This is a genomic window from Allobranchiibius sp. CTAmp26, assembly GCF_017565405.1.
Lineage (GTDB): Bacteria > Actinomycetota > Actinomycetes > Actinomycetales > Dermatophilaceae > Allobranchiibius.
This window is the reverse complement of sequence record NZ_JAGEKR010000003.1, coordinates 83376-107100: the sequence shown is the minus strand read 5'-3', so window position 1 is coordinate 107100 and position 23725 is coordinate 83376. Positions and strand designations below refer to the sequence as shown.

Below are 23725 nucleotides of genomic sequence, written 5' to 3'. Positions count from 1 at the left end.
TAAAATACCATAGACGGTATGGGGACCGCAGAGGACGACATCCGCTGGCTCGACGAGCACGAGCGAGCCGCGTGGCTGAACATCGTGCGCACCGTCGTGAAGCTGCCGACGGTGCTCGACGCGCAGCTCGGCCGCGACGCCGGCCTGAGCTACTTCGAGTACATGGTCCTGGCGATGCTGTCCGAACGCCGGTCCCGCACCCTGCGTGCCAGCGACCTCGCCCGCGTCGTCAACTCCTCGGCGACCCGGCTGTCCAACGTCGTACGCCGCCTGGAGCACCGCGGGCTGCTGCTGCGACTCCCCGACCCGGAGGACGGCCGGGGCACCCTGGTGCGGCTGACCGACGCCGGCCTCGACCTGACCATGACTGCGGCGCCGCTGCACGTACAGACCGTGCGGGCCGCCGTCTTCGATCCCCTGGAGGCCGGTGACGTGCAGGCCCTGCATGCGGCGCTCGGGCGGATCCTGGCGCAGATCGATCCCGACGCCGCCACCGAGCCCCTGCCCATCGAGGTGGATCCGGCGTTGTAAGGAGGGCGCGCGCTCTCTGGCGCGCGCGTTCCAACGGGTCGACTGCCGCTTAGCCTGGGTCGATGGTGACGGAGCACCGGTACGCCGCGCGGCTGAGCTGGGCGGGGTCGACCGGGATCGGGTACGACCACTACCCCCGCGAGCACCAAGTGGTCGTCGCCGGCGATCCGCTGCGGATGAGCAGCGACCCGCACTTCGGCGGTGACCCGGAGTCGCGCAACCCCGAGCAGCTGCTCGTGATGGCGGCCAGCAGCTGCCAGCTGCTGTCGTTCCTGGCCGTGGCCGCCCGAGCGCGACTCGATGTCGTCGCGTACGACGACGACGCGGTCGGGTTGATGACCGAGGGGGACGGGCCGGCGTGGGTGGAATCGATCGAGTTGCGTCCGCGCATCGAGCTCGCCCCGGGTAGTCGTACCGACCGGATGCAACGGCTGGTCGAGATCGCGCACCGGGAGTGCTTCATCGCCCGCTCGCTACGCAGCGGGATGAAGATCGAGGCCACGGTCGTTGTGGAGGGTCAGGACGTGGTCGTGGTGCAGGTGGCCGATGCCGCCGCCCCGCGCGTCGAGCCGCAGCGGGGGTGAGCGGGTCGCCACGTCCCCGTTGCACAATCGAGGCAGGAGGCCCCAGATGTCCCAGATGCACAGTCCCGACTACTCCCAGCTGCAGTACGCCGAGAGCCTCTACGAGCAGAAGGACTATGCCGAGGCCGCCCTGGTGCTGGAGAAGCTGCTGGCGAACTCGGATGTCGCGCACGGGACGACCGATGCGCGCCTGCTGCTCGCCCGCTCCTACTTCCACTCCGCGCAGCTGGCCAACGCCGAACGCGAGGCGCGCGCCGTACTCGCCGTCGCCCCTACGGAGGGGTACGCCGCGCTGCTGCTCGGCCGCACGCTGCAGCGCCAGTCGCGGCACGCCGAGGCCCGCAACTTCCTGGAGATGGCGAAGATCTGGGGCGTGGACGCCTGACGTTGACGGCGTTCGCGACCGTTGACGCCGTTCGAACGCCGTCAACCGGCGTGAACGCCGTCAGCCTGCGGTGTGCGTCGCGTCCGGACACGCAGAAACGGAGGGGTACGCCGCGCGGCGTACCCCTCCGTTCACTGGAGGCAGGGTCGGACTCAGGCCTGCTTGATGGCCGAGATCTCGATCTGCAGGGTGATCTTGTCGGAGACGAGCACGCCACCGGTCTCGAGCGCGGCGTTGAAGTTCACGCCGTACTCGGAGCGGGTGAGCGTGGTGGAGCCCTCGAAGCCGATCCGCTCGTTGCCGAACGGGTCCTTGGCGGCGCCGTTGTAGTCGAAGTCGATGGTGACCGACTTGGTGGTCTCCTTGATGGTCAGGTCGCCGACCACGCGCAGCGTGTCGTCGTCGGCTGCGCTGACCTCGGTGGAGTTGAAGGTGATGGTCGGGAACTTCTCGGCGTCGAAGAAGTCGTTGGTGCGCAGGTGACCGTCGCGGTTCTCGTCACGCGTGTCGACGCTGGCGACCTGGATCGTGAGGTTGATCTTGGCGTCCTGCAGTCCGGTGGAGGTCGACGCGGTGCCCTCGATGTCCTTGAACGAGCCGCGGACCTTGGTGACCATGGCGTGCCGGGCGACGAAGCCGACCTCGGAGTGCGCCGGGTCCAGGGTGTAGGTGCCGTTCAGTTCTTTCAGGGTCGTGCTCATGAGTGCTCCTCAGCGAGATGTTCACGTGTGGACGACGTGCTGGTGACTACTTTGCTCAAGATTGGGTGATGTGTCAACTATTCGGGTAAAGTGTGCTGCATGACAACCGGAGTGCGATGGCTCGACGACGAAGAACAGCGCGTGTGGCGTCAGTGGTTGCACACGAACTCACGGCTCACCGCCCACCTCGCACGCCAGATGCTGGACGAATCGGGACTGTCCCTCCCGGACTTCGAGGTGCTGGTGACGTTGAGCGAGACCCCCGAACGACGGATGCGCGTGGTCGCGCTGGCCGACAGCATCCGATGGGAGCGCAGCCGCCTGTCGCATCACCTGACCCGGATGGAGAAACGCGACCTGGTCACGCGTGAGGAGTGCCCGCAGGATCGGCGCGGCGCGTTCGTGGCACTGACGCCGGCCGGGCTGACCGCTCTCGAGGGCGCTGCGCCCGGTCATGTCCGTGAGGTGCGAGCTGCGATGTTCGACGCGCTCACCCCCGAGGAGATCGCTCAACTGGACCACATCACCGCCACCCTGCTCGGTCGACTGGGCGGTGAAGGCAGTGAGGGCACAGCATGCACGGGCGGCGACGACGCGGCGGCCTCGATGCCCTGCGGGGCCTGACCTCTCAGCGCTGCGCACCATGTCGTCCTGCCTCGGGAAGGGTGTCCTGCCCGGCCGTCGGTGATGCGTCGTCGCGCCGGAACCCCCAGTAGGTGTTGTTGCTGACCAGGAAGAAGCTCAGCAGTCCCAGCAGCAACCACCACGCGAGCACCCCGAGGTGCAGCCCGAGGGAGTCGCCGCCCAGGTAGACGATGCTGCGGATGGAGTCCACGCCGGCGCCGTTCGGCAGCCAGCGCCCGACGACGCGCCAGAGGGTGGGCAGCAGCTCGTACCCGTACGCACCGCCCGCGCTGGGGTTGCCGAGCACCACGAAGAGCAGGATCGACACACCGATCCCGACGATGCCGAAGAGTGCCTCCATCCCCATCGTGAAGACCGATGCGGTCAGCGAGACCAGCATGCCGACACCGGCCACCGCCCAGAAGTGTCCGTTCAGGGCGCCGATCAGCGGTCCCACGACGAGCGCGCCGCCGATGCCGGAGACGACGGCGTACGCCGCGCAGCCCGCCAGCCGCCACAGCATCCGGCGGAAGTTGCGCGCCCGCATGCCACCCCGGACGCCGAGGAGCGACGCGAGCAGATAGCCGCCCACCAGCCAACCGACGACCAGATAGAAGCTGGTGAGGCCGCGGCTGTCCCCGGCCTGCACCGGCACGACGTCCTGGGTCTTGAGAGTGCGCTTCTGGCTCGAGGCGACCTGGGAGAAGATCGCGTCGACGGCCGCGGTGATCGAGGACCCCTCGGCCGAGTTGACCAGCAGAGTGTCCTGGGTGCCCTTGGGGTTGAAGAGGTAGACGGCCTGGCGACGCCCCTCGCGCAGCTCCTTCGTGGACTCCGCGCGGTCGCTCGAGGCGAAGGCCGCGACCGGTTTTCCGTCGATGGCGTTCAGCTTGTTGGCGACGTAACCCTGCCAGCCGTTGTTCGAGACGACGTCGACGGTGATCGCGTGGGGTTGCGGTTTGTGGAATGCGCCGACGTACGAGGCGATGAAGAGCAGCTGGACCATCAGCACGGCGACGATGACCCCGACGCTGCGCGGCCCCAGCACCTCGCGCAGCCGCCCTCGGACCGATTCGTCGACGCTGCGTTCGTACCCCGCCCGGGGACCGGTCGGCGGCGGCTGACGGGTGGCGCCGGGTCCGGGTTCGTCGGTGCTCATGGCCCCTCCCACCGCCGGTCCGGGGATGGGCCCGCGCTCGCGAAGATACCGGAACCGGCCCTGGGGAGGCAGGATCGCGGCCATGACCCGCCCGGTACTGCACACCCCACGGATCGAACTGCGCCCCATGACCATCGATCACCTGCCCCTGCTGCACCGGCTGGACGCGGACCCGGAAGTGATGCGCCACCTGCTCGGGCGGGCCCGCACGCCGGCGGAGATCGATGCATTCTGGGCACCGCGCTGCGCTGACACGGTGGCCGACCAGGTGGGACTCGGCTGGTGGGTGGGGTTCCGCAACGAGGAGTTCCTCGGGTGGTGGGACCTCGGGCGCAGCGACTCGGCGCCGGGCTCGCCGGGGGGGGGTCTCGCCGACGCCGAGATCGGATGGCGCCTGGAGCGACGCCACTGGCGTCAGGGGCTGGCGAGTGAAGGCGCCGCGGAATTGCTCCGGCACGCCTTCGAAGCAGTGGGATTGGAGCGGGTGTGGGCCGAGACGATGGCGGTCAACGCCGGTTCACGGGGCGTGATGCGGCGCCTGGGCATGCGGCACGTCCGGACCGACGTACGCGTGTGGGACGACCCGCTGCCGGGTGCCGAGGAGGGCGAAGTCGTCTACGAGATCACCGCCGAGCAGTGGCGTCACGCCGCGCAGGCGGGCCGGGGCTGAGTTTCACGCCCATCGGTCTCGGGAGATTCCCGCCGATGGACGGCAGAGGCGGTTCGAGTGAGACGGACGCGCCCGGCTCGGCGAGCCGGGCGCGCGCCCGATGGTCAGCGCTGCGAGGCGCGGAACGGAAGCCAGACGCACAGACCCATCAGGGCCATGGCCAGCGGGAAGTGCACGGCCTGAGCGCCGGGGCTGTCGCCGATGATCCCGCCGATGTAGGCCTCGACGACCAGGATCACGGCCAGTGCGATGCTGCCGAACAGCAGATCCTTGCGTGCGCGCAGCCGCAGGACCGCCCAGACCACCGCGATGATCGCGAGCAGGATCGCGAGGTCGGCGCCCCGGGCATGCACCTGCACCCAGGTGCTGTTGTTCTCCTTGGCCTCGCGGATGAAGATCCCGGCCCACACGCCCTGGAAGAGCACGATCACCGCCACCACCCCGACGAGGGCGGCGAAGACGCGGTGGTGGGTGACGGAGTCGGGTGTAGCCGAACGTGTGGGAGCGGACATCGAAGACCTCCGGAAGGATGAGTGGATCAGGGGACGCCACGAGCGGACGCAATGTCGGCCTACCGTCACCCTGGGGTGCTGGCGATGGCCGTTACCGAAGCAGGTACCCCAACGGTCGCGGCCTCAACCTGAGACGATACTGAGAAATCGATGCGGATCGGCCTGAGCGCATCAGGTCATCTCGGACGGCGACGTTCGAGAACGTGTGCCAACGCCACTTCCGAGGACCTGATCTGGTCGGGCGGAGCGCCGATTGCTCGCCGCAGGTCGAGTGCTGCGCTCAGCGATGCCGCCGCTCCCTGCGTGTGTCCCGAACGCAGTTGGGCCTTGCCCAGGTGTTGCAACGCCATCGCGCGCCTGCCGTCGCTCAACTCACTGTCGCGCAGGAGCTCCGTGTAGATCCGGGTCGCGTCGACGTACCGCCCCTGCACTTGAGCGAGTTCGGCGCGCAAGGCAGTGGCACGGAAGCCTCGGTCCTCCAGGGAGTCCAGCATCGACGCAGCCAATGACGCCTGACCCATTGCGAGTGCCGCCACGATCCGGTCCGCCGGGTCGCTCGACTCGATCAGTTCCCGGCGTACGACGTGGGCGTCGATCACGACCGTCGTCAACGTCTCCTCGTCGATTCCCAGACCCTGTCCGATGTCGATGACCACCCGCGCATGATGCCGCAGCGGCGGACGCTGAGGCCTCTGAATGGATTGCGCCCCAACGGGTAAGCATCGAGGGGCGGGCTCGTTCAGGAAGCGACGAGCCCGGGTGGGCGACGGGCCGCCGGGCGTGGGCACCTGCCCGTTGGTAACGTCGATGAGACCAGGCGGATCACTCTCCGGAGAGCGGCGTGAGCAGTGCGCGATGCATTCATGGATGTCCGAGAGCACGATGGCGGACGCGGTGCGGTGGCGAGCCCGCCGAATGAGCAGGTGGTGCTGCTCGACCCGGCGGGGCGGGCGATCGGCGCCCAGGACAAACGCACGGTGCACGGCGCGGACACTCCGTTGCACCTCGGCTTCTCCTGCTACATCTTCGATGACCGGGGCCGGCTGCTGGTGACCCGGCGGGCCCTGCACAAGCGCACCTTCGGCGGGGTCTGGACCAACTCGGTCTGCGGCCACCCGGCGCCCGGCGAGCCCCTGCGCGCGGCGGTGATGCGGCGCGTACGCCGTGAGCTCGGGCTGGCGATCGGGCTGCCGCGCCTGGTGTTGGCGGACTTCTCCTATTACGCCTCGATGAACTCGGTGGCCGAGAACGAACTGTGCCCTGTCCTGGTTGCCCATGCTCTGGGCAGCACGCTGAGCCCCGACCCGGACGAGGTCGCCGACATGGAGTGGGCCCCGTGGAGCCGGTTCGCGACACAGGTGGCCGACGGCGAACGCACCGTCTCACCGTGGTGCCGTGCACAGGTGGATGCTCTGGGCGCTCTCGGCGACAGCCCTGAGCGCTGGCCCGACGCCCCACCGGCGCTCCTGCCCGCAGCGGTTCGCTGGTGAGGATCCCGTCGCGCGCGGATGTGTCCCCGCTGTCGGCGCGGATGCTGCTGGCCGGCTTCGACCAGCTCGTCCGCTCCAACCTGCGCTCGGTCAGCGTCCGTGGCAGCCTGCCGCCCGCGCCGGTGATCTGGGCCGGCAACCACCACTCGTGGTGGGACGCGTTCGTGGCCTCTGCGGTGCTGCGGCACGAGCACCATGCCGCGACCCTGGTGATGGACGCGGAGAACCTCGCGTCCTTCGGTTTCCTGAAACCGCTCGGGCTGGTGCCGAGCGACCGCCCGCGCGCCGGTCTCACCGCGTTGCGGGAGGGGCGCACCCTGGTCATCCTCCCCGAGGGCGAACTGCTCGGGCCCGGCCCAATGCGTCCGCTGCACCGTGGCGCCGGCTGGTACGCCGAGCAGACGACGGCGCCGTTGGTGCCCGTCTCCCTACGCGTCGTCATCCGCGGTCACCAGCACCCCGAGGCACTGGTCGACCTGGGAGAGCCGGTGCAGGGGGCCGACCTCGCGCCGGCGATGGCCGCGCAGCTCACCGGTCTAGACGCCCTCATCGCCACCGCCGACCCGCGCGAGCCGCTGCCGGGCTTCCGCCAGGTGCTCTCCGGCCGCAGGTCGTTCGACGAACGGATCGGCCAGCTCGCCGAGAAGGTGCAGCGTTGAAGGCACTGCTCGCGGTGGTGACGGCGTACATCACGGTGAAGACCGCTGTGGCTCTGTCGAACTCGCGGTCCTTCCCGGTCCTCGGCCACGACCCGTCGCCGGCGGACGCCGGTGACGATGTGTCGCTCATCGTCCCGGTGCGCAACGAGCTGCACAGGCTGCCCCCGCGTCTGCCGGGGATGCTCGCGCAGCAGGTGCAGGAGCTGATCTTCCTCGACGACTGCTCGACCGACGGCACCACGCAGATGCTGCATCAGGTCGCCGCCGAGCACCCGCACGTGCGCGTCGTCAGCGGACGACCCATGCCGAAGGGCTGGGTCGGCAAGACCTGGGCGTGCGCCCAAGGCGCCGACGCCGCACACGGTGACGTCCTGGTGTTCTGCGACGCGGACATCGCGCTGGGTGACGGGGCGATCGGTGCCGTTCTCACCCAGCTGCGCGCGCAGCGCGCGGACCTGATGTCGGTCTTCCCGCGCCAGGTGACCGAGACCTTCGCCGAGCACGTCACCATGCCGCTGATCGACGACCTGCTGCTGACCGGACTGCCCTTCCAACTGCTGGAGCAACCACGGGCGAAGGGTGCGGCCGCCGCCAACGGCTCGATCATGGCCTTCCCTCGGGCGTCGTACGACGCGCTCGGAGGCTTCGCCGCCGTCCGCACCGAGATCGTGGAGGACCTGGCGATGGCCCGGCACACCCGCCGCACCGGGCACCGGCTGGGTCTCGCACTCGGCGGCGATCTGATCAGCACCCGGATGTACGAGGGCTACGACGAGCTCGTCGCCGGCCTCGGCAAGGGACTGCTCGCGGTGATGGGCAACCGGCCCCTCCTCGTCGTCTTCACGGCGTGGCACCTGATCGCCTACACCGCGCCGCCGCTCCTGATCCGCCGTCGGCCCGCGTGGCTGATCCCGTGGGCGCTGGCCGTCGCGGAACGTCTGGTCGTGGAAGCCACCACCGGTCGTCGGAAGTGGTGGCAGTCGCTCACCATGCCGCTCACCCCGCTCTACGCGATTCCTGTCGCCGCCGTGGCCGTGCGTCGTACCAAGCACTGGAAGGGCCGGGTCTACCCGTGAGTGCCTTCCCGCAGCCACGCACCGAGCCGGTCGCCGGGCATCTCGGCCGGTGGGGCACGGACCCGCTGGCTCTGATGCAGGAGGGCGCCGCGCTCGGGCCGGTCTTCCGGCTGCGGTTGTGGCGCACGGCGTACGTCGGGTTCAGCCCCGGGTGGAATCGGCTGGTGCTGAGTGACCTGGACACGTTCCGCAGCCGCGGTGGGATGAGCCGCCTGTCGCCGTACCTCAGCGACGGCATCGTGCAGACCGATTTCCCCGATCACGCCGACCGTCGCGCCGCACTCAACCCGGGGTTCTCGCGGGCGGCGGTGGCGCTGCTCGCCGAACAGATGGAGCAGGTCGTCCGCACCCTGCTGCCGGCCGGTCGGTTCGACGCCGTCGCGTGGTCCTCGCGGCTGGTGCGTGCCGTGCTCTCACGCACCTTCCTCGGCACGGGCGGCACCCACCCGGTGCTGGACGACTTCCTGGACCCGATGAGCCGGCCGCTGCCACAGCCGTTCCTGCCGCGACCGAGGCGCTTCCGGCGGATGGACGCCGTGCTGGCCGAACGACTGCGCGATGCCGAGAGCGACTCCCTCGCAGCGGTCTTCGCAGCGCACGGCGGTGTGCCGGAGATGCGGGTCGCGCTCGGCGCCGGTTACGACACGACGGCGCACACGCTGGCCTGGCTGCTGCGGCACGTGGCGCTCGATCCCATCCTCCTCGCGCCCGAGCGGCACGACCACGTCGTCCGCGAGGTGCTGCGGCTCTATCCCGCGGGCTGGCTGGGCAGCCGGGTGACCCGTCGCGCGGCCGAGTTCGAGGGGCGCACCATCCCGGCCCGCAGCCTGGTGATGTACAGCCCGTTCCTGACCCACCGCGACCCGTCCCTGTGGGAGCGGCCGCAGGAGTTCTGCCCCGAGCGGTTCGCCGACAAGGTGCCGGCCTGGGGCTACCTCCCGTTCGCCGCGGGCCCGCGCACCTGCCTGGGTCGCCATTACGCCACCCTGCTGTTGCACGTCGTGCTGCGGGTGCTCGCCGATCGCCGGCTGCTCTTCCACGACGGCGACGACACGATGCGCGCCGGCGTCACGTTGAGTCCGGCCGGCCCGCAGCGTCTCGAGCTGGTAGCGGCATGACCCGGCGGGCGTCCGAGGCCGTGCTCGCCCTGGGCGCCGCCGTGCTCTACAGCTCGTTCCTGTTCTCCTACGCCGTGGGGAGCGGACAACGGGCCGACTTCGTCAGCCAGCTGGAGCTCCCCGGAGCGCCGTACGCCGGGTGGTACCGCGCCTCGGACGTGCTCGCGGGCCTGGCCCTGCTGACGCTCGCGTGGTTGTGCCGACCGGCAGGCGGGGGACGGGTCGCGGTGCGGTGGGCGTGCGTCATGGCAGCGCTGGTCGGCGCCGGATCCCTGCTGGACGGAAGCACGTCGATGGACTGTGCCGCAGGCGCCCGAGGGACCTGCGACCTCGGCGACCACAGCGTCCTCGGCCTGCTGCACCAGCTGGTCGTCGGGCACACGCTGAGCGGCCTGGTGGGTTTCGCCGCGGCGGGCCTCGGCGCCGCATGCTGCGCGCGCGCCAGTTGGCCGGCGCACACGGGCTGGCTGCGCGTGCACATCGTCCTCGCCGCGGGGATCGGGATGTGCGGGCTGGCCGATGTTGCGCTGCTGCTCGCGAACACTGACATCGGACTCGTCGAACGCGTGCGGATCGTGCTCGTCTCGACGTGGATCGCAAGCATTCCGTGGACCATCCGCGCGGTGCGGCGTGACGCGCACACCCGGCCCGCCCCTGCAGCACGCGCGGGTGCGGTGCGCTCATGACGCGCAGAATCGTGATCGTCGGAGCCGGTCTGGCGGGGCTGTCCGCGGCCTGCCACCTGGCGCGCAGCGGCCACGAGGTGGTGGTGCTCGAGCGCGGTGAGCAGGTCGGGGGTCTGGCTGCCACCAGACACGACACCGGCTACACCTTCGACCTCGGGCCGACCGTGCTGACCATGCCGGATCTCATCGACGAGGCGCTGCAGGCGGCCGGCACCAGCCTGCAGGACGAGCTCACGCTGCGACAGCTCGACCCGGCGTACCGCGCCCGGTTCGCGGACGGTTCGACTCTCGATGTGCTCGCGGATCACGAGGCGATGACCGCACAGATCCGGGAGGCGTGCGGCGCGCACGACGCGGCGGCGTACGAGACCTTCGTCGTGTGGTTGCGCGCGCTCTACGAGCTGGAGATGCCCCGCTTCATCGACCGCAACTTCGACCGACCCTGGCAGATCGCCCGCCCGCCGGGCCCCGCCGCGCGGCTTTTGCGGATGGGCGGTCTACGCCGCCTCGATCCGTTGATCCGCAGTCGGTTCGACGACGAGCGGCTGCACCGGCTCTTCACCTTCCAGGCGCTCTACGCCGGGGTCTCGCCGCAGCAGGCGATGGGCATCTTCGCGGTCATCACCTACATGGACAGCGTGCGTGGAGTCTTCTTCCCCGAGGGCGGGATCCACGACGTACCCCGTGCACTGGCCCGCTCCGCCGAAGCCGCCGGGGTGCAGATCCGGTTGCGGCAGGACGTCACAGGGCTGCGGCGTACGTCGACCGGTGCCGTCAGCGGGGTCGTTGCCGGTGACGAGGTGGTGGCCGCCGACGTGGTGATCGCAACGGGTGATCTGCCCACGATGTACGACGTACTGCTGCCCGGGGCCCGTCGCCCGCTGCCGCTGCGCCGTCCGCGTTACTCGCCCTCGGCGGTCGTGTGGCACGTCGGTACGGCCGACCCCGCACCGGACGACGTGCGGCACCACAACATCCACTTCGGACGGGAGTGGGCCAGCTCTTTCGACGAGCTGCTCGACGAGCGGGTGCTCATGCGCGATCCGTCCCGGCTGGTGTCGGTGCCGTCGGTGACCGACCCGTCCCGTGCCCGGCCGGGCGGCGCCGCCATGTACGTGCTCGAGCCCGCGCCGCACCTGGGTGGCCCGCTGGATTGGGCGACGATGCGGGAGCCCATGAAGGAACGCCTGACGGGTTTCCTTGCGGCCAGCGGGTATCCGACGGACATCGTGAGCGAGCACCTGGTCACCCCCGGCGACTGGGCCGACCAGGGGCTGACGGCCGGCACGCCGTTCGCGCTCGCGCACACCTTCTTCCAGTCCGGGCCGTTCCGCCCGGTCAACGTCGCGCGGGACGCGCCCGGTTTGGTCTTCGCTGGTGCGGGTACGACGCCAGGTGTGGGCGTGCCGATGGTCCTGGTCAGCGGCAAGCTCGCCGCGCAACGCGCCCTGGCATACCTGAGCAAGGAGTCGAGATGAGTGCCGACCCGGCCGTCCTTCGGGAGGGATACGCGCGCAGCGCCGTGCTGACCCGCGACTACGGCACGACCTACTACTGGGGTGCCCGCACGCTGCCGGCCGACCAGCGCCGCGATGTGTACTCCGTCTACGCGCTGTGCCGTCTCGCCGACGACATCGTCGACGCGCCGCACGCCACCGACGGAGCGCACCGTGCGAAGACCGGCAGGCACCTGGCCGATTTCGCCGCGTCCTTCCGCGCGCATCGGGCCGGCGCCGTCGAGGATCCGGTGCTCACCGCGGTGGCCGACACCGCGGAACGCCGCGGCATCCCCCAGGAGTGCTTCGAACGCTTCTTCTCGGCGATGGCGAGCGACCTGACGGTCACGTCGTACCCGACGTACGACGATCTGCTGGGTTACATGGAAGGCTCCGCCGCGGTGATCGGCGAGATGATGCTGCCGGTGCTCGAACCCACCGACCCCCGCGCGTACTCGCCGGCGCGTGACCTCGGGCTCGCCTTCCAGCTCACCAACTTCCTGCGCGACGTCGACGAGGACCTCGACCGCGATCGGCACTACCTCCCGCTGGAGGACCTGGAGCGTTTCGGGGTCGATCCCGACCAGCGGCGCGCCACGGATGAGTGGAAAGCGTTGATGCGCTTCGAGATCCAGCGCACCCGTGAGCTCTACGCGCACGCCGACACCGGGATGCGGTATCTGCCACCGGCATCCGCCCGCTGCGTGGTCATCGCGCGGCGGCTCTACGCACGGATCCTCGATCTGATCGAGGACGCCGACTACGACGTGTTCTCGGCCCGCGTGCGGCTGCCCACCTGGCGTAAGGCGGGCCTCGCGGCACGGTTGCTGGTGACGCCGGCCGCGTTGCTCCGCTGACCCGCCGAGTCGGAGCGCGAATGTCCGCAGATTCGTATGGGCGTGTGCACGATATTGCGGACACTCGCGGTGATCCTGAGAGGGTGAGCCGGTGCGGCACCTCACCTATCTGCTGATCCTGCTGGGATGCGTCGTGCTGACCCTGCCGCTGGAGTTCGTGATCGGCGCCCGGGTGTGGCGTCGGCCCCGGCTCGCGGCGCTCGCCATCGTGCCGCCGGCGCTGGTCTTCATCGTCTGGGACCTGATCGGCGTGGCGCGCGGGTGGTGGACGTACGGCGGGCGGTACCTGATCGGCGTACGCCTCGGGTCCTTGCCGTTGGAGGAGGTGCTCTTCTTCCTCGTGGTGCCGCTGTGCGCGCTGCTGACCTTCGAGGCGGTGGGCATCTGCGGGCGACTGCTGCGCGACCGCGGCGCAAGGTCGGCCGACCGGGTGGGCGCTGGTCGCGATGCCTGAGTACACCGTGTCCGTCGTGGTCGGGCTGGTCGTCGTGGTGGTGCTGGAGCTGGCGTGGCTGCGCACAGGGATCTTCCGGTCGGCGCGCTACTGGGTGAGCATGGCGATCGTGCTGGGCTTCCAGGTGCTCGTCGACGGACTGCTCACCAGAGGGTCGAGACCCGTTGTGGCGTACGACGATTCGCAGAACCTCGGCATCCGCTGCCCGCCCGGCATCCCGATCGAGGACTTCGGTTTCGGTTTCGTGCTGTGCACGGCGGTGCTGCTCGGCTGGGTGCAGTGGCAGCGTCGCGTCGCTCGGTTGTCAGCGGATTCCTGACGCTGGCGCCACGGATCCGCTGACAACCGCGGGGTCTCAGCGGCGTATGTCCTCGTCCTCGCTCGAGGCCCGCAGCGGCTCGCCGTCGGACGGCTGGTTGCTGACGGCACCCGCGTCCACCGCCGCACCGGTCAGGTCGTGCTGCCGGCCTTTGCCGCCCGCGCCGAACTCGTTGAAGATCAGGTTGAGCGCGAAGACCACGATCACCGTCGAGGTGATGGCCGACCCGAAGATGGTCTGGAACGAGTCGGGGAAGTTGCGGTAGAAGTCCGGCGCGATGACCGGCAGCAGCCCGATCGACAGCGACACCGCGATGATCAGGAGGTTCTGGTTGTCCACGAACGACACCTTCGCCAGCGTGCGGATGCCGACCGCGGTCACCATCGCGAACATCACCGTGCCGGCGCCGCCGATGACCGGGCCGGGCAGCGCCGCGACGAGCTGCCCCATCTTGGGGATCAGCCCGAGCAGCACGAGGAACCCGCCGCAGACCGCGACCACCCAGCGGCTCTTGATCTTGGTGATCTCCACAAGGCCGACGTTCTCGGCGTACGCCGTGTCCGGGAAGGAGTTCATGAAGCCGGCCAGCACCGCTGAGAGGCCGTCGGTGGCGAGGCCGCGCGCCACGTCGTTGGAGGACAGCGGGCGGTCGACCATCTCCGACACGGCGAGCATGTCGGCGGTGGACTCGGTGTAGGTCACGAGCATCACGATGCACATCGACACGATCGCGGCTGCAGCGAACTGCGGCGGCCCGAAGTGGAACGGCTCGGACACCCCGGCCCAGTCGGCGGAGCCCACGCCGGAGAAGTCCAGCAGTCCCATCGGCCACGCGACGAGCGTGCCGGCGACCACGCCCAGCAGCACCGCGATCTGGCCGACGAAACCCTTGAAGAAGCGGGATACCAACACGATCACCAGCACGACCAGGCCGGCCAGCAGGATGTGCGAGACCTTGCCGTAGTCACCGTTCTGTACGACGACCTGCGAGCCGGCCTTCGTCGTGGCGGTGAACCCCTCGGCCTTGTCGGTGACGGTGATGCCCGCCCCGTCGCCGCCGAACGGCAGCGTCGTCGGGCTCTTGCCGGTGATGAGGGACGCGTCCGCGCCGATCAGCGACAACCCGATCACCGTGATCACGGTGCCGGTGACCAGAGGCGGGAAGAACCGCACCAGCATCGAGAACGGTTTCGCGATGATCAGTGCGAAGACGCCGGCGGCCAGCAGCGCGCCGTACACGACCTGCAGGCCCTTGATGTGGCCGTCCGCGCCGGGCTTGGTGCCGTACTGGGTCGCGATGATGATCATCGGGTTGAGCACGGTGAACGTCGCGCCGGCCACCACCGGCAGCCGCACGCCGAGGATCTTGGAGATGCCGACCGACTGGATGATGGTCGCGATGCCCGAGACCAGCAGGTCGGCGTTGATGAGGATGGCGATGTCGGTCTTGCTGAGCCCCAGGGCCGCACCGACGATGATCGGCACGGCCACCGCACCGGCGTACATGATGAAGAGGTGCTGCAGCCCCAGCACGATCAGGCGCGGCGCGGGCAGCACCTCGTCGACCGGGTCCACCGTCTTCTGCGTCGTCCGTATCGACATCGGTTCCTCTTTCCGCTGCGACAACCTGCTCGGTCGGGCCTGAAGTCAGACCTACGAGACTATGGCGGCGGCGTGTTTCGGCGGCGTTCCTTTCCGATAACGGGCCGGCAACGTCGCTGCCTACGCTGGGGTCGTGAACGACTACGAGGTCACCGGTTCCCGACTCACCGTGCCGTTCACCTCGCACGGCCGGGACGGTTCGATCGAGGTCGGCGTCCACCCGAACCAGGATCCCGTGGCCTCCGGTCACGCACGCCTTCTGCCCGACGTGGAACCCGTTGCGCTCCAGGGGTTCCCGGTCGTCACTGCATCGGTGCACCTGGACGTGGTGGGGCCCGCAGGGGTCTTCGGATGGGTGCAGCTGGTGACCCAGCGGCTCGAGCGCGGCGAGATCCACCGGGCGATCGACGCCGTCGACTGGATGGCGCCGCTGTGCGCGTTCGGCTACCTCCCGACGTTCCTGGACGCCCCCGCGAACCCCGGCGACCGGGACGTGACCTGGAGCGCCGACACCTTCCTGGTGCAGCTACCGGACGTCAGCCGCACCCGGCGTCTGCAACCGCTCGGCGGCTTCCAGTGGGGGTACCGACTCGTGGGTGGGCGACCCGCAGGACTGCTCCCACTGCGTACGGCGGACGCGGCCGGCTGGCGCGACCTGCGCGTGGTGCTGGGGCGTGAGCACCCCGGGTGGCGGACCGACGACTGACCTGTGGACCGAGGGTCAGGCGGGCTTGCCCCAGCTGACCGGTGCCCACTGGGTGCGCGCCCAGGGGAAGTCGCCGACGTCGAGAGAGCCGTACTTGGCTTTGATGTCGGTCTCCCACGGGTTGCTGCCCGTTCGCTGGATCTCGGTGGCCGGGTGCTCGACGTTGAAGGCGTGGCAGAAGAGGTTCTTGTCACCGGCCATCCCGCCGTACTTCTGCACGGCGCGGGCCAACAACAGGGTGAACGGGCGCAACCCGAGGGTGTCGAGGTTGAGCGTGGGCGGGAAGCGGAACCACTGACCCTCGGCCGGCGTGTTGACGTTGGAGTCGGTCCCGTCGGACTGCTTGGCGGGCCAGGAGACGACGCCGCTGCGCGCGTTGCTGATGGTGAAGTCCAGTGCGTGGCCGATCTCGCCGCGGCGGGCCTCGCTGATCCCGACCTGCAGCAGCGGGTTGAGCATGGCCACGACCGCCGACGACCCCTCGGTGAGCTCCATCGAGTAGTTGGCGGTGGGCAGGTTGGTGAAGCGCGGCGCGGCCACGTAGTAACCGCCCGTCGCCGCGGTCCACGTACCGTCGGACTGCTTGCGGCACAGGAAGTACTCGCGCATGATGCCGCTGCCACGGTCGTAGACGGCCATCGAGCTGTCACCGCCACCTGCCGGAGTTGCGTACGGAGGCAACGGAATCCGGCCATTCACATGAGCTGCCAGGGTGCTACCGGCTGCGGCATTGCTGGCCGTCATCGTGGTGAAGGGACATCCGGCCACCGTGGAGTCCACGACGTAGGTGGGGATGTTGTACGACGTGGTGTTGAGCGACGTGATCACGCCGTAGGGGTTGTTGGGCAGGGTCGGCATCCGGGTGGCCATTGCCGCCGAGTTGGTCGCCAGGGGCATCGAAGCCACGCTGCGCGTGAAGACGGTGCCGTTGCCGACGTAGGGGTACCAGAGGTCGCCGTGCCAGATGCCCGGGTCGGTGACGGGAGGGGCCTCGCGGCCACGCAGCGACGTACTGGCAGCGAGGGCGGCCGGCGTCCCGGCGGCGGTGAGCGCACCGGCACCGGCCAATGCCAGGGCGCTGCGGCGGGTCACGGCGTCTTCGAAGGCGGGCATGTCCAGAACATAAGGACGCGAAGGGTCCGCACGGCCGGTTGCGCGCATCGTATTTTGCAGACGATGACGCGAACTAGTTGACGGTGTGACAAGCGCAGGTGAGGGTGGACGCAGGTCGCCGATCGGGCGGCGCTCGCGGCACCTTCGGAGAATCGACGGCCATGATCACTGACGACGACGTGCAGGCACTGGACGGCAGCGACGCCGTCGACCGCGACGGGCGCCTCGTGGGCGAGGTCGACCAGGTCTATCTCGACGACCGGACCGGGACGCCGACGTGGGTGGCGGTGTTGACCGGGCTGGCCTCGGGCGCGCAATTCCTGCCCCTCCATGAGGCATGGATGGCGGCCGGCGAGGTCACCTTCCCCTACACCCGTGACCAGATCGCCCGCGCGCCCAAACTGGCCCCCGGTGAGCATCTCGACGTCGAGCAGGAGCGTCGGCTCTACGACCACTACGGGGTCGAGTACGACGACGGGCCTCCCCCCGGAGGCACCGAAGCGCCCGAAGGGCCCAGCGGACAAGCGGATTCGCTCAGGGAATCTGATGCGCGGGGCGAGAACGCGGACGATTCCTCCGCTGCGGTGGCGGCGGGCGGCCCATCGGAAGCATCCATGCGCGCACGACTGCCCAAGACAGCCGCCGCCCCTGCGACCGACGACGTCGCCACGCCCCCTGCCGAGCCCGAGCCAGAGCCCGAGCCCGTGACGTTGTACGAGGAACGCCTCGTCGCCGGCACGCGGGTGCGGGTGTCCGGCACGACCCGGTTCACCAAAAGGGTTGTGACCGAAGAGCGGACGATCACGGTCACCGTTCGTCGGGAGGAGCTCGTCGTGGAGCACCAGCCCGCGCCCGAGCGCGCAACCGACCAGACCCGCGGCGGCCAGCAGGGAAAACTGGAGGCCCACCCGCTCGCGAGCACCCCGCACGAGATCGTGCTGCACGAGGAGGTGCCCGTGGTGACCATGCAGACCCGGCCGGTCGAGACCGTCCGCATCGGGGTCGGGACGGTCACGGTCGAGGAGCAGGTCACCGACAACGTGCGGCGCGAGTATCTGGAGGGCCACCCACCCGCCTGAGGCCCGCAGCGGCGTACATCGGGGATCGCACCTGCTCGGGTCGAATCGACCGCCTCGTCGACGCCTACGCGCCAGGATGTGGGCGTGGAGGATCCCTGGGGTGTCGACCAACCGGCCGCAACGACTCGGCAGCCGCCGCTGCCGAGCGGACTCGCCGCGCACGCCGAGGTGGTGCGCACCGGTGTCCCCCTGCGGGTCGACGCCGACTACGTCGAACCGGAAGAGTTGCCCGAGGTCGAGGCACTGATCGATCAGGGGTGGACCCGCCTGTCGGATGCGCCGAGCGAATACCTGGTGCCCGCGCTGTGGCCCGCCGAACACCGGTGCTGGGTGGCGGACCGTACGCCGCCCACCTGGGATCCGGGCCGGTCGACATCGGAGTACTACCGCTGGATCCGCCCGCGCGAGACGAGCGGCCCGCGGGCGTGGTCCCGGGACGAGGACGTTGCTGCCGAGGCGCGCAGTGCCGGCCTGCCACCGCCGCCAGGTGGACGCGTATGGCTGGTGCGATCGCCGTGGCACGGCATCCACACCGGGGACGTGCTGCGCCTGATCACCCGCCGTGCCGACGGTCGCAGGCGGATGAGTCCGCCGGACTACTACCGGACGGGCTGCGACGTCATGGCGATGTCGCAGGAGCAGGTCGCCGACGCGATCCGTCGCGAATTGCCGGTCGATCCGGTCCGATCCGTCGGTGCAGACCGGGCCGCTCGGCTGTTGGACGAATGGGAGATCGAGCCTGCCGAGCTCGATCGGTGGTGTGAGCAGACCGGGCTGTCGTCGCGGGCGCTCGTCGCGTGGATGTCATCGGCGGAGCTGTTCGACGAGGACATCGTCGACTTCGTGCGCGACTGGCATCGCCACGCGTTGCCGGGCGACCCACCCTCCGACGCAGCGGCCTTCGTCGACCGCGATCTGGCGGAGGTGCGCCGTTTCCTCGACGCCGGTTTCGATCTGTACGACGCCGGCATGCTCGAGTACGTCGGGGTCGGGCGGGCGGACGCGTGGCGGGGCGCCGGGTTCTCCGCCCAGGACACCTACGAACTGCTGCGCTGCGATCCCGACCTGACCGTCGCGCAGGCCCGTGCTTTCGACGACGCCACGGTCCGCGCGGACCGGTGCGACTGGATCTACCACGGGTTCTCGGCAGACGACGCGATCGCGTGGACCGCCGCGGGCCTGTCACCGCAGCGGGCACGGCTCTGGCGCGCGACCGGCCACGCACCGACCGACGTACCGGCGCAGATCGACGAGAACTGGCTGCTGCGGGTGCCACCCGAGCTGCGCCCGCCCCAGGGCGCCCACTTCGGGACCGTGAGCATGGATGGTGGCGAACCGGAGATGAACGGCTGGGCCGAGCTGCCGGATCCGCCCGGCACGCGGGGACGGTTCGCTCGCCGGATGCGGGACGATCCGCACCCGTGGATCCAGACCGACTGAGCGGCGAGCGGAGGTCCGCTCAGAGTTCGGCGGTCAGTTCCAGATGCACGCCGTCCGGGTCGGAGAAGGACAGGATCGCCAGGCCGAAGTCGGACAGATCGGTGACCTCGCCGTGCGGGGCGCCCATCTCCTCGAGCGCGTCCCGCGCCGCGACGAGCTCCGCGCGCGAACCGACCGCGAAGCTGACGTGGTCCAGCCCGGTCCGCTCGGAATCGAAGGTGTCACCGGCCGCCGCGACCGGGCGAAGTCCGAGGAGGGCGCCCGACGGGGTCTGGTAGACGGTGCCCCCGTAGATCTGCTCCTGGGAGTCTCGGACACCCGGCTCGTCCACCTTGTCCGACTGGTCCGCCGCGACCGGCCACCCGAAAACGCTGTCGTAGAAAGCCTTCGAGCGCGCGATATCGGTGACGGTGAGACGGACGTGGGCGAAACCGGTGGACGAGACGATGGCCATGGGTGCTCCTTGAAGCTCGGGGGTGTGTGTGAGAGGTATCCGAGTCGGATGGTTCGCAAACAAATGACGGATCGAGCGTCAGGGCGGGGCATCGGCCGACGAGATGTTTCCGCGCGCCGGGCGGAACACCGCGCGCAGAGTCTCGGCGAACAGTTGCGGCTCGCAGGCGGCGGGGAAGTGCCCACCCCGGTCGTACTCGTGCCAGTCGGAGACCTGCACGTATCGCTCCGCGAGATCTCTCGGGGCCGGGGGCAACGGAATGCGTTCGCCACCGAAGTTGGTGATGGCCGTCGGGACCGCGGGGCGTTGCCGTGGATCGGGCAGCTCGCGGCCGCCGTGGCCGAAGTTCCAGTACGGCAGCATCGAGGTGCCGATGGTGCCGGTGGCCCAGTAGAGCGTCAGGGTCGCCAGCAGAACGTCTCTGGGGAACGTCGTGTCGCCGGTGTCCGTCTGCGGACTCCAGGCCACGACCTTCTCCGCGACCCAGGCAGCCAAGCCGGCAGGTGAGTCCTGCAGTGCGGCCGCAGCGGTGTTGGGCTTGGTGGCGTGCTGGTGGGCGTAACTGCCCTCCGCGGCGGTCCACGAGTCGACGGCGCGCGCGTACGCCGCCTCGGCGTCCGTCCACGGTCGCGGTGGCAGCGGCAGCCCGGGCGTCGCCAGGTGGATGCCGGCGACGGCATCCGGTTGGGCGCGCGCGAGTTGCATGACGATGCCGGCACCCAGGTCGCTGCCGTGCGCGACGTACCGCTGATGGCCGAAACCCACGCTCATCAGGTCGTGCCAGAGCCGCGCGACCTGCGCCTGACCCAAGCCGCCGGGGGGAGGCGCGTCGGAGAGGCCGAAGCCGGGCAGCGCCGGCGCGATGACGGTGAACGCGTCGCTCGGATCGCCACCGTGCGCACCGGGGTCGGTGAGCAGGGGGAGGGCGTCGAGGTATTCCAGGAACGAGCTGGGCCACCCGTTGCACAGCAGCAGCGGTAGCGGATCCGGTCCGCGACCCTCGGCTATCACCACGTGCACGCCACGACCGTCGATGTCGGCACGCAGGTGTCGCGCCCGCGACAGGCGCTCCTGCAGCGCGGGCACATCGAAGTCGCGCCAGTCGGCCAGCAGGTCGTCCAGCCACGCGCCCGGTACGCCGCGCGCCCAGTCCTCGTCCGGTCCGGTCGGGCGCCGCGTGCGGTCCAGGCGGTCGCGCAGGTCGGCCAGGACCTGAGGGTCGAAGGTCGGGGACGTCGAGGTGAGGGTCACCTGCGCGTCCACGGTCATTCCTGGTCCTCGAACGAAAGCCCGTCCCGTTCGTCGTCCCACGCGAGTGCGCTGATCCGCCAACCCTGCGGTGTCCGGACGTACTGCGTCGTCTTGGCTCCACGCCCGGCGAACGGTTTGCCGTCCTGCACCCCCGACTTGGCGTAGGTGCTCCATCGTTGGGCGACGTCGCCGAAGATCTCGGTGCGGGCGGACAGCTCCCACTCGCGGAAGTCCACCAGCGAACCGCCCGTCAGCAGCTCCTGGCGAGGGGCGATGAACCCGTCGACGTCGTACACCGTCGGTGACCCTCCGCAGGTCCGCACGATGACCGCCCCGGAGAGGAACGAAGCGCGCATCCTGTCCAGCCGCTCCGCGACGTCGGGCCCCGAGGTGAACGCCTCGAAGAAGGCCCCGGCGAGCCCATCGATCTCGGTGAGGTCGGCTGCTCGGGCGTCGGCGGCATGGGGCATAGGTCGAAGGTAGCCATGCTCGTCGCCTGCCGGAGGAGCGAAGGCTCGAATCGGCCCTATTTCGACCGCCGTGAGGCACCGGCTCCTCGCGCAGGGCACCTCCGCGCCGTGGACGACCGCCGGACGACCGCCCAGGGCTTCTCGGGAAGTGGTCAGGAATCGAGAAGCATGCGGCGCGCGGCTGAGTAGCGTGATCCTCACCATCACAACGAGATTCGAGGAGAGCCGGCATGGCCGACGGGACCGCAGCTACGAAGAAGGCCGACTCGACCAAGAGGAGCACGTCAGGCTTCACCGCGGCCGAGCGCGCCGCCATGAAGGAACGCTCTGCGGAGCTACGGTCGAGCGGCCGCAAGGGCGAGAAGAAGGCCGACGAGGCGCAGGCCTGCCTGGACAAGATCGCCGAGATGGGCCCGGACGACCGGTCGCTGGCCGAGCGCATCCACGCGATCGTCGCCGAGGTGGCCCCCGACCTGGACTCGAAGACCTGGTACGGCATGCCGGCGTACGCGCGCGACGGCAAGGTCATCTGCTTCTTCAAACCGGCCGAGAAGTTCGGCGCGCGCTACGCGACGTTCGGCTTCAGCGACGTCGCCACCCTCGACGACGGCCACGTCTGGCCGACCGAGTACGCGGTGACCCGGCTGACCGACGCCGACATCGTGGAGTTCACGAAGCTCATCGAGCGCGCCACGCGTCACTGACTCGTGCGGCGGCGCGCCGTGAGATCCGGGTTCGGGACGGTGTCCGAAGCGTGACACCCTCCCGAACCCGGATCTCGGGCGGTGCGCCACCCGTACGCCGGGTGGCTCGCTAGCGTGGCGACGGTGACGACCACCGCGACAGACCTCGACGTATCCGCGCTGCGCGCGCACTTCCCGTCCCTACGGGCGGGCACGGCGCACTTCGACGGCCCCGGCGGGTCCCAGACGCCGGAGGCCGTCGGTCGTGCCGTCGCGAGCACCATGCTCAGCGACATCTCCAACCGCGGCGTCAACACCGACGCCGAGCGGAACGCCGATCGGGTGGTGCAGGAGTGCCGGAGCGCGCTCGGCGACCTGATGGGGGTCGCCGCCGACACTGTGATCTTCGGGCGCAGCATGACGGCACTGACCTTCGAGATGGCCCGGACGCTGGCCGCCACGTGGTCGCCGGGGGACGAGATCATCGTCAGCCGGCTCGATCACGACGCCAACATCCGGCCGTGGGTGCTCGCGGCCGCAGCTGCCGGCGTGACCGTCCGATGGGTTGAATTCGACCCGGCCACAGGGGAGCTCGACCCTGATGCGGTCGGTGCACTGCTCAGCTCCCGTACGCGGCTGGTGGCGGTGACCGCGGCGTCCAACCTGATCGGGACGATGCCCGACGTGCCCGCGATCGCAGCGCTGGTGCACGCGGCCGGTGCCCTGCTCTACGTCGACGGGGTCCACTACGCCGCGCACTCCTTCGTGGACGTGCAGGCCCTCGGTGCGGATTTCTTCGCGTGCTCGCCGTACAAGTTCTTCGGGCCGCACTGCGGCGCGCTGACCGGGCGGGCCGATCTGCTGGCAGGCCTGCACCCGGACAAGCTCCTGCCGTCGGCCGATCAGGTCCCCGAGCGCTTCGAGCTGGGCACGCTGCCCTACGAGCTGATGGCGGGCACGACGGCCGCGCTCGACTTCATCGCCGGTGTGGTGCCTGGTGAGGGCACCCGGCGCGAAGCGCTGGCCCGCAGCGCCCACGCCATGGAGGGGCACGAGGACCGCCTGCGAGGCGTGCTCGAAGCCGCGTTGAGCGAGTTGCCGGGGGTCACGATCCACTCCAGGGCCGCGCGGCGTACACCGACGCTGCTCGTCACCTTCGCCGGCCACGACTGCACACGGATCAGCACCCATCTGGCGGGGCTCGGCGTGAGTGCGCCGGCCGGCTCGTTCTATGCGTGGGAGGCCTCGCACCATCTCGGGCTCGGCTCCGCCGGTGGCCTGCGGATCGGGCTGGCGCCGTACACCGACGAGAACGACGTGGATCGGCTCGTCGACGGCATCACCGGCTATCTCGCGTCGGAGTCCCCGACCGCCGGCTGAGCTCGACCGCGCGCCAGAACGCGGTCGCTGACGGGAACATCGAGCGACGCCCGAGAGTTGAGCCATGTAGACGCAACTTAGCGCAGCCTCGAATTGACAAGAGGCCATGCCTCGGAGTTGAGTCTGAGGCAGTCAACTCACCGGGTCCGGTGGGCTGAGCGTTAGCCGGGCACCCGGCGCATGAGACAACCCGCGACCGCTGGAAGAACCGGTCGCACCGAGCAAC

At 70.0% G+C, this 23725-nt stretch carries 28 protein-coding genes; 19 read left to right on the top strand and 9 right to left on the bottom strand.

Annotated elements, in window-relative coordinates:
• Positions 1–18: 18 nt before the first annotated feature.
• The 3 genes from J4030_RS02460 to J4030_RS02450 all read left to right on the top strand — a co-directional run bounded on the left by J4030_RS02460 (position 19) and on the right by J4030_RS02450 (position 1500).
• Positions 19–531 (top strand): MarR family winged helix-turn-helix transcriptional regulator, encoded by a 513-nt coding sequence (locus tag J4030_RS02460; RefSeq protein WP_208047614.1) that lies wholly within the window; start codon positions 19–21, stop codon positions 529–531.
• Between the two features lie 62 nt (positions 532–593).
• Entirely contained in the window at positions 594–1115 is a 522-nt protein-coding gene (locus tag J4030_RS02455) for an OsmC family protein (RefSeq protein ID WP_243762752.1), read from the top strand.
• A 46-nt stretch (positions 1116–1161) separates the two neighbouring features.
• Positions 1162–1500: a tetratricopeptide repeat protein gene (locus J4030_RS02450; RefSeq protein WP_243762751.1), complete on the top strand. Its 339-nt coding sequence runs from the start codon at positions 1162–1164 to the stop codon at positions 1498–1500.
• A gap of 152 nt (positions 1501–1652) precedes the next feature.
• On the opposite strand, the gene J4030_RS02445 is transcribed toward J4030_RS02450, so the two are convergent.
• Positions 1653–2201, bottom strand: a complete 549-nt coding sequence (locus J4030_RS02445; RefSeq protein WP_208047613.1) for a YceI family protein — start codon at positions 2199–2201, stop codon at positions 1653–1655.
• A 99-nt stretch (positions 2202–2300) separates the two neighbouring features.
• Between J4030_RS02445 and J4030_RS02440 the strand changes: the two genes are divergently transcribed.
• Positions 2301–2825, top strand: coding sequence for a MarR family winged helix-turn-helix transcriptional regulator (locus J4030_RS02440; protein WP_208047612.1), 525 nt, complete (start codon positions 2301–2303; stop codon positions 2823–2825).
• Positions 2826–2829: 4 nt separating this feature from the next.
• Here J4030_RS02440 and J4030_RS02435 read toward each other — a convergent pair whose 3' ends face one another.
• On the bottom strand, positions 2830–3984 hold the full coding sequence (locus tag J4030_RS02435) for a DUF3533 domain-containing protein (RefSeq protein WP_208047611.1): 1155 nt from the start codon (positions 3982–3984) through the stop codon (positions 2830–2832).
• A gap of 82 nt (positions 3985–4066) precedes the next feature.
• Between J4030_RS02435 and J4030_RS02430 the strand changes: the two genes are divergently transcribed.
• Positions 4067–4654, top strand: coding sequence for a GNAT family N-acetyltransferase (locus J4030_RS02430; protein ID WP_208047610.1), 588 nt, complete (start codon positions 4067–4069; stop codon positions 4652–4654).
• A gap of 104 nt (positions 4655–4758) precedes the next feature.
• Here the strand turns inward: J4030_RS02430 and J4030_RS02425 are convergent, their stop codons facing one another.
• Both J4030_RS02425 and J4030_RS02420 read right to left on the bottom strand, forming a co-directional pair.
• The gene (locus J4030_RS02425) at positions 4759–5166 is read right to left on the bottom strand and encodes a hypothetical protein (RefSeq protein ID WP_208047609.1); all 408 of its coding nucleotides are present in this window, start codon (positions 5164–5166) and stop codon (positions 4759–4761) included.
• Between the two features lie 176 nt (positions 5167–5342).
• On the bottom strand, positions 5343–5822 hold the full coding sequence (locus J4030_RS02420; protein WP_208047608.1) for a tetratricopeptide repeat protein: 480 nt from the start codon (positions 5820–5822) through the stop codon (positions 5343–5345).
• A gap of 207 nt (positions 5823–6029) precedes the next feature.
• Here J4030_RS02420 and idi point away from each other — a divergent pair, with 207 nt between their 5' ends.
• The 9 genes from idi to J4030_RS02375 all read left to right on the top strand — a co-directional run bounded on the left by idi (position 6030) and on the right by J4030_RS02375 (position 13321).
• Positions 6030–6656: an isopentenyl-diphosphate Delta-isomerase gene (gene idi, locus J4030_RS02415; protein ID WP_208047607.1), complete on the top strand. Its 627-nt coding sequence runs from the start codon at positions 6030–6032 to the stop codon at positions 6654–6656.
• On the top strand, positions 6653–7315 hold the full coding sequence (locus tag J4030_RS02410) for a 1-acyl-sn-glycerol-3-phosphate acyltransferase (RefSeq protein ID WP_208047606.1): 663 nt from the start codon (positions 6653–6655) through the stop codon (positions 7313–7315). Before idi ends, J4030_RS02410 begins: the two co-directional genes overlap by 4 nt.
• Positions 7312–8391: a glycosyltransferase family 2 protein gene (locus J4030_RS02405; RefSeq protein WP_208047605.1), complete on the top strand. Its 1080-nt coding sequence runs from the start codon at positions 7312–7314 to the stop codon at positions 8389–8391. Before J4030_RS02410 ends, J4030_RS02405 begins: the two co-directional genes overlap by 4 nt.
• Positions 8388–9509, top strand: coding sequence for a cytochrome P450 (locus J4030_RS18435; protein WP_208047604.1), 1122 nt, complete (start codon positions 8388–8390; stop codon positions 9507–9509). The genes J4030_RS02405 and J4030_RS18435 overlap by 4 nt, the downstream gene beginning before the upstream one ends.
• Complete coding sequence (locus J4030_RS02395; RefSeq protein WP_208047603.1) at positions 9506–10195, top strand: DUF998 domain-containing protein; 690 nt, start codon at positions 9506–9508, stop codon at positions 10193–10195. The genes J4030_RS18435 and J4030_RS02395 overlap by 4 nt, the downstream gene beginning before the upstream one ends.
• Complete coding sequence (gene crtI / locus J4030_RS02390; RefSeq protein ID WP_208047602.1) at positions 10192–11673, top strand: phytoene desaturase family protein; 1482 nt, start codon at positions 10192–10194, stop codon at positions 11671–11673. Before J4030_RS02395 ends, crtI begins: the two co-directional genes overlap by 4 nt.
• Entirely contained in the window at positions 11670–12548 is an 879-nt protein-coding gene (locus J4030_RS02385; protein WP_208047601.1) for a phytoene/squalene synthase family protein, read from the top strand. Before crtI ends, J4030_RS02385 begins: the two co-directional genes overlap by 4 nt.
• 91 nt (positions 12549–12639) lie before the next feature.
• A complete protein-coding gene (locus J4030_RS02380; RefSeq protein WP_208047600.1) occupies positions 12640–13002 on the top strand; it encodes a lycopene cyclase domain-containing protein in 363 nt (120 codons plus the stop codon).
• Positions 12995–13321: a lycopene cyclase domain-containing protein gene (locus tag J4030_RS02375; RefSeq protein WP_208047599.1), complete on the top strand. Its 327-nt coding sequence runs from the start codon at positions 12995–12997 to the stop codon at positions 13319–13321. The genes J4030_RS02380 and J4030_RS02375 overlap by 8 nt, the downstream gene beginning before the upstream one ends.
• 36 nt (positions 13322–13357) lie before the next feature.
• Here the strand turns inward: J4030_RS02375 and J4030_RS02370 are convergent, their stop codons facing one another.
• Positions 13358–14923: a nucleobase:cation symporter-2 family protein gene (locus J4030_RS02370; RefSeq protein ID WP_208047598.1), complete on the bottom strand. Its 1566-nt coding sequence runs from the start codon at positions 14921–14923 to the stop codon at positions 13358–13360.
• Between the two features lie 133 nt (positions 14924–15056).
• Between J4030_RS02370 and J4030_RS02365 the strand changes: the two genes are divergently transcribed.
• Positions 15057–15629, top strand: coding sequence for a hypothetical protein (locus J4030_RS02365; protein ID WP_208047597.1), 573 nt, complete (start codon positions 15057–15059; stop codon positions 15627–15629).
• Between the two features lie 15 nt (positions 15630–15644).
• Here the strand turns inward: J4030_RS02365 and J4030_RS02360 are convergent, their stop codons facing one another.
• Positions 15645–16742, bottom strand: coding sequence for a hypothetical protein (locus J4030_RS02360; protein ID WP_208047596.1), 1098 nt, complete (start codon positions 16740–16742; stop codon positions 15645–15647).
• A 161-nt stretch (positions 16743–16903) separates the two neighbouring features.
• Here J4030_RS02360 and J4030_RS02355 point away from each other — a divergent pair, with 161 nt between their 5' ends.
• Together J4030_RS02355 and J4030_RS02350 are read left to right on the top strand one after the other, a co-directional pair.
• Positions 16904–17821 (top strand): YsnF/AvaK domain-containing protein, encoded by a 918-nt coding sequence (locus tag J4030_RS02355; protein WP_208047595.1) that lies wholly within the window; start codon positions 16904–16906, stop codon positions 17819–17821.
• Between the two features lie 84 nt (positions 17822–17905).
• Entirely contained in the window at positions 17906–19261 is a 1356-nt protein-coding gene (locus J4030_RS02350) for a hypothetical protein (RefSeq protein ID WP_208047594.1), read from the top strand.
• Between the two features lie 19 nt (positions 19262–19280).
• Here J4030_RS02350 and J4030_RS02345 read toward each other — a convergent pair whose 3' ends face one another.
• From J4030_RS02345 to J4030_RS02335, 3 genes are all read right to left on the bottom strand, one after another.
• Positions 19281–19715, bottom strand: a complete 435-nt coding sequence (locus J4030_RS02345) for a VOC family protein (RefSeq protein WP_208047593.1) — start codon at positions 19713–19715, stop codon at positions 19281–19283.
• A 78-nt stretch (positions 19716–19793) separates the two neighbouring features.
• A complete protein-coding gene (locus tag J4030_RS02340) occupies positions 19794–20984 on the bottom strand; it encodes an epoxide hydrolase family protein (RefSeq protein ID WP_208047592.1) in 1191 nt (396 codons plus the stop codon).
• Positions 20981–21436 (bottom strand): DUF4440 domain-containing protein, encoded by a 456-nt coding sequence (locus J4030_RS02335; protein WP_208047591.1) that lies wholly within the window; start codon positions 21434–21436, stop codon positions 20981–20983. The genes J4030_RS02340 and J4030_RS02335 overlap by 4 nt, the downstream gene beginning before the upstream one ends.
• Before the next feature lie 230 nt (positions 21437–21666).
• Between J4030_RS02335 and J4030_RS02330 the strand changes: the two genes are divergently transcribed.
• A complete protein-coding gene (locus tag J4030_RS02330; RefSeq protein ID WP_208047590.1) occupies positions 21667–22140 on the top strand; it encodes an iron chaperone in 474 nt (157 codons plus the stop codon).
• A gap of 123 nt (positions 22141–22263) precedes the next feature.
• A complete protein-coding gene (locus J4030_RS02325; protein ID WP_208047589.1) occupies positions 22264–23499 on the top strand; it encodes a cysteine desulfurase-like protein in 1236 nt (411 codons plus the stop codon).
• Positions 23500–23725 lie beyond the last annotated feature (226 nt).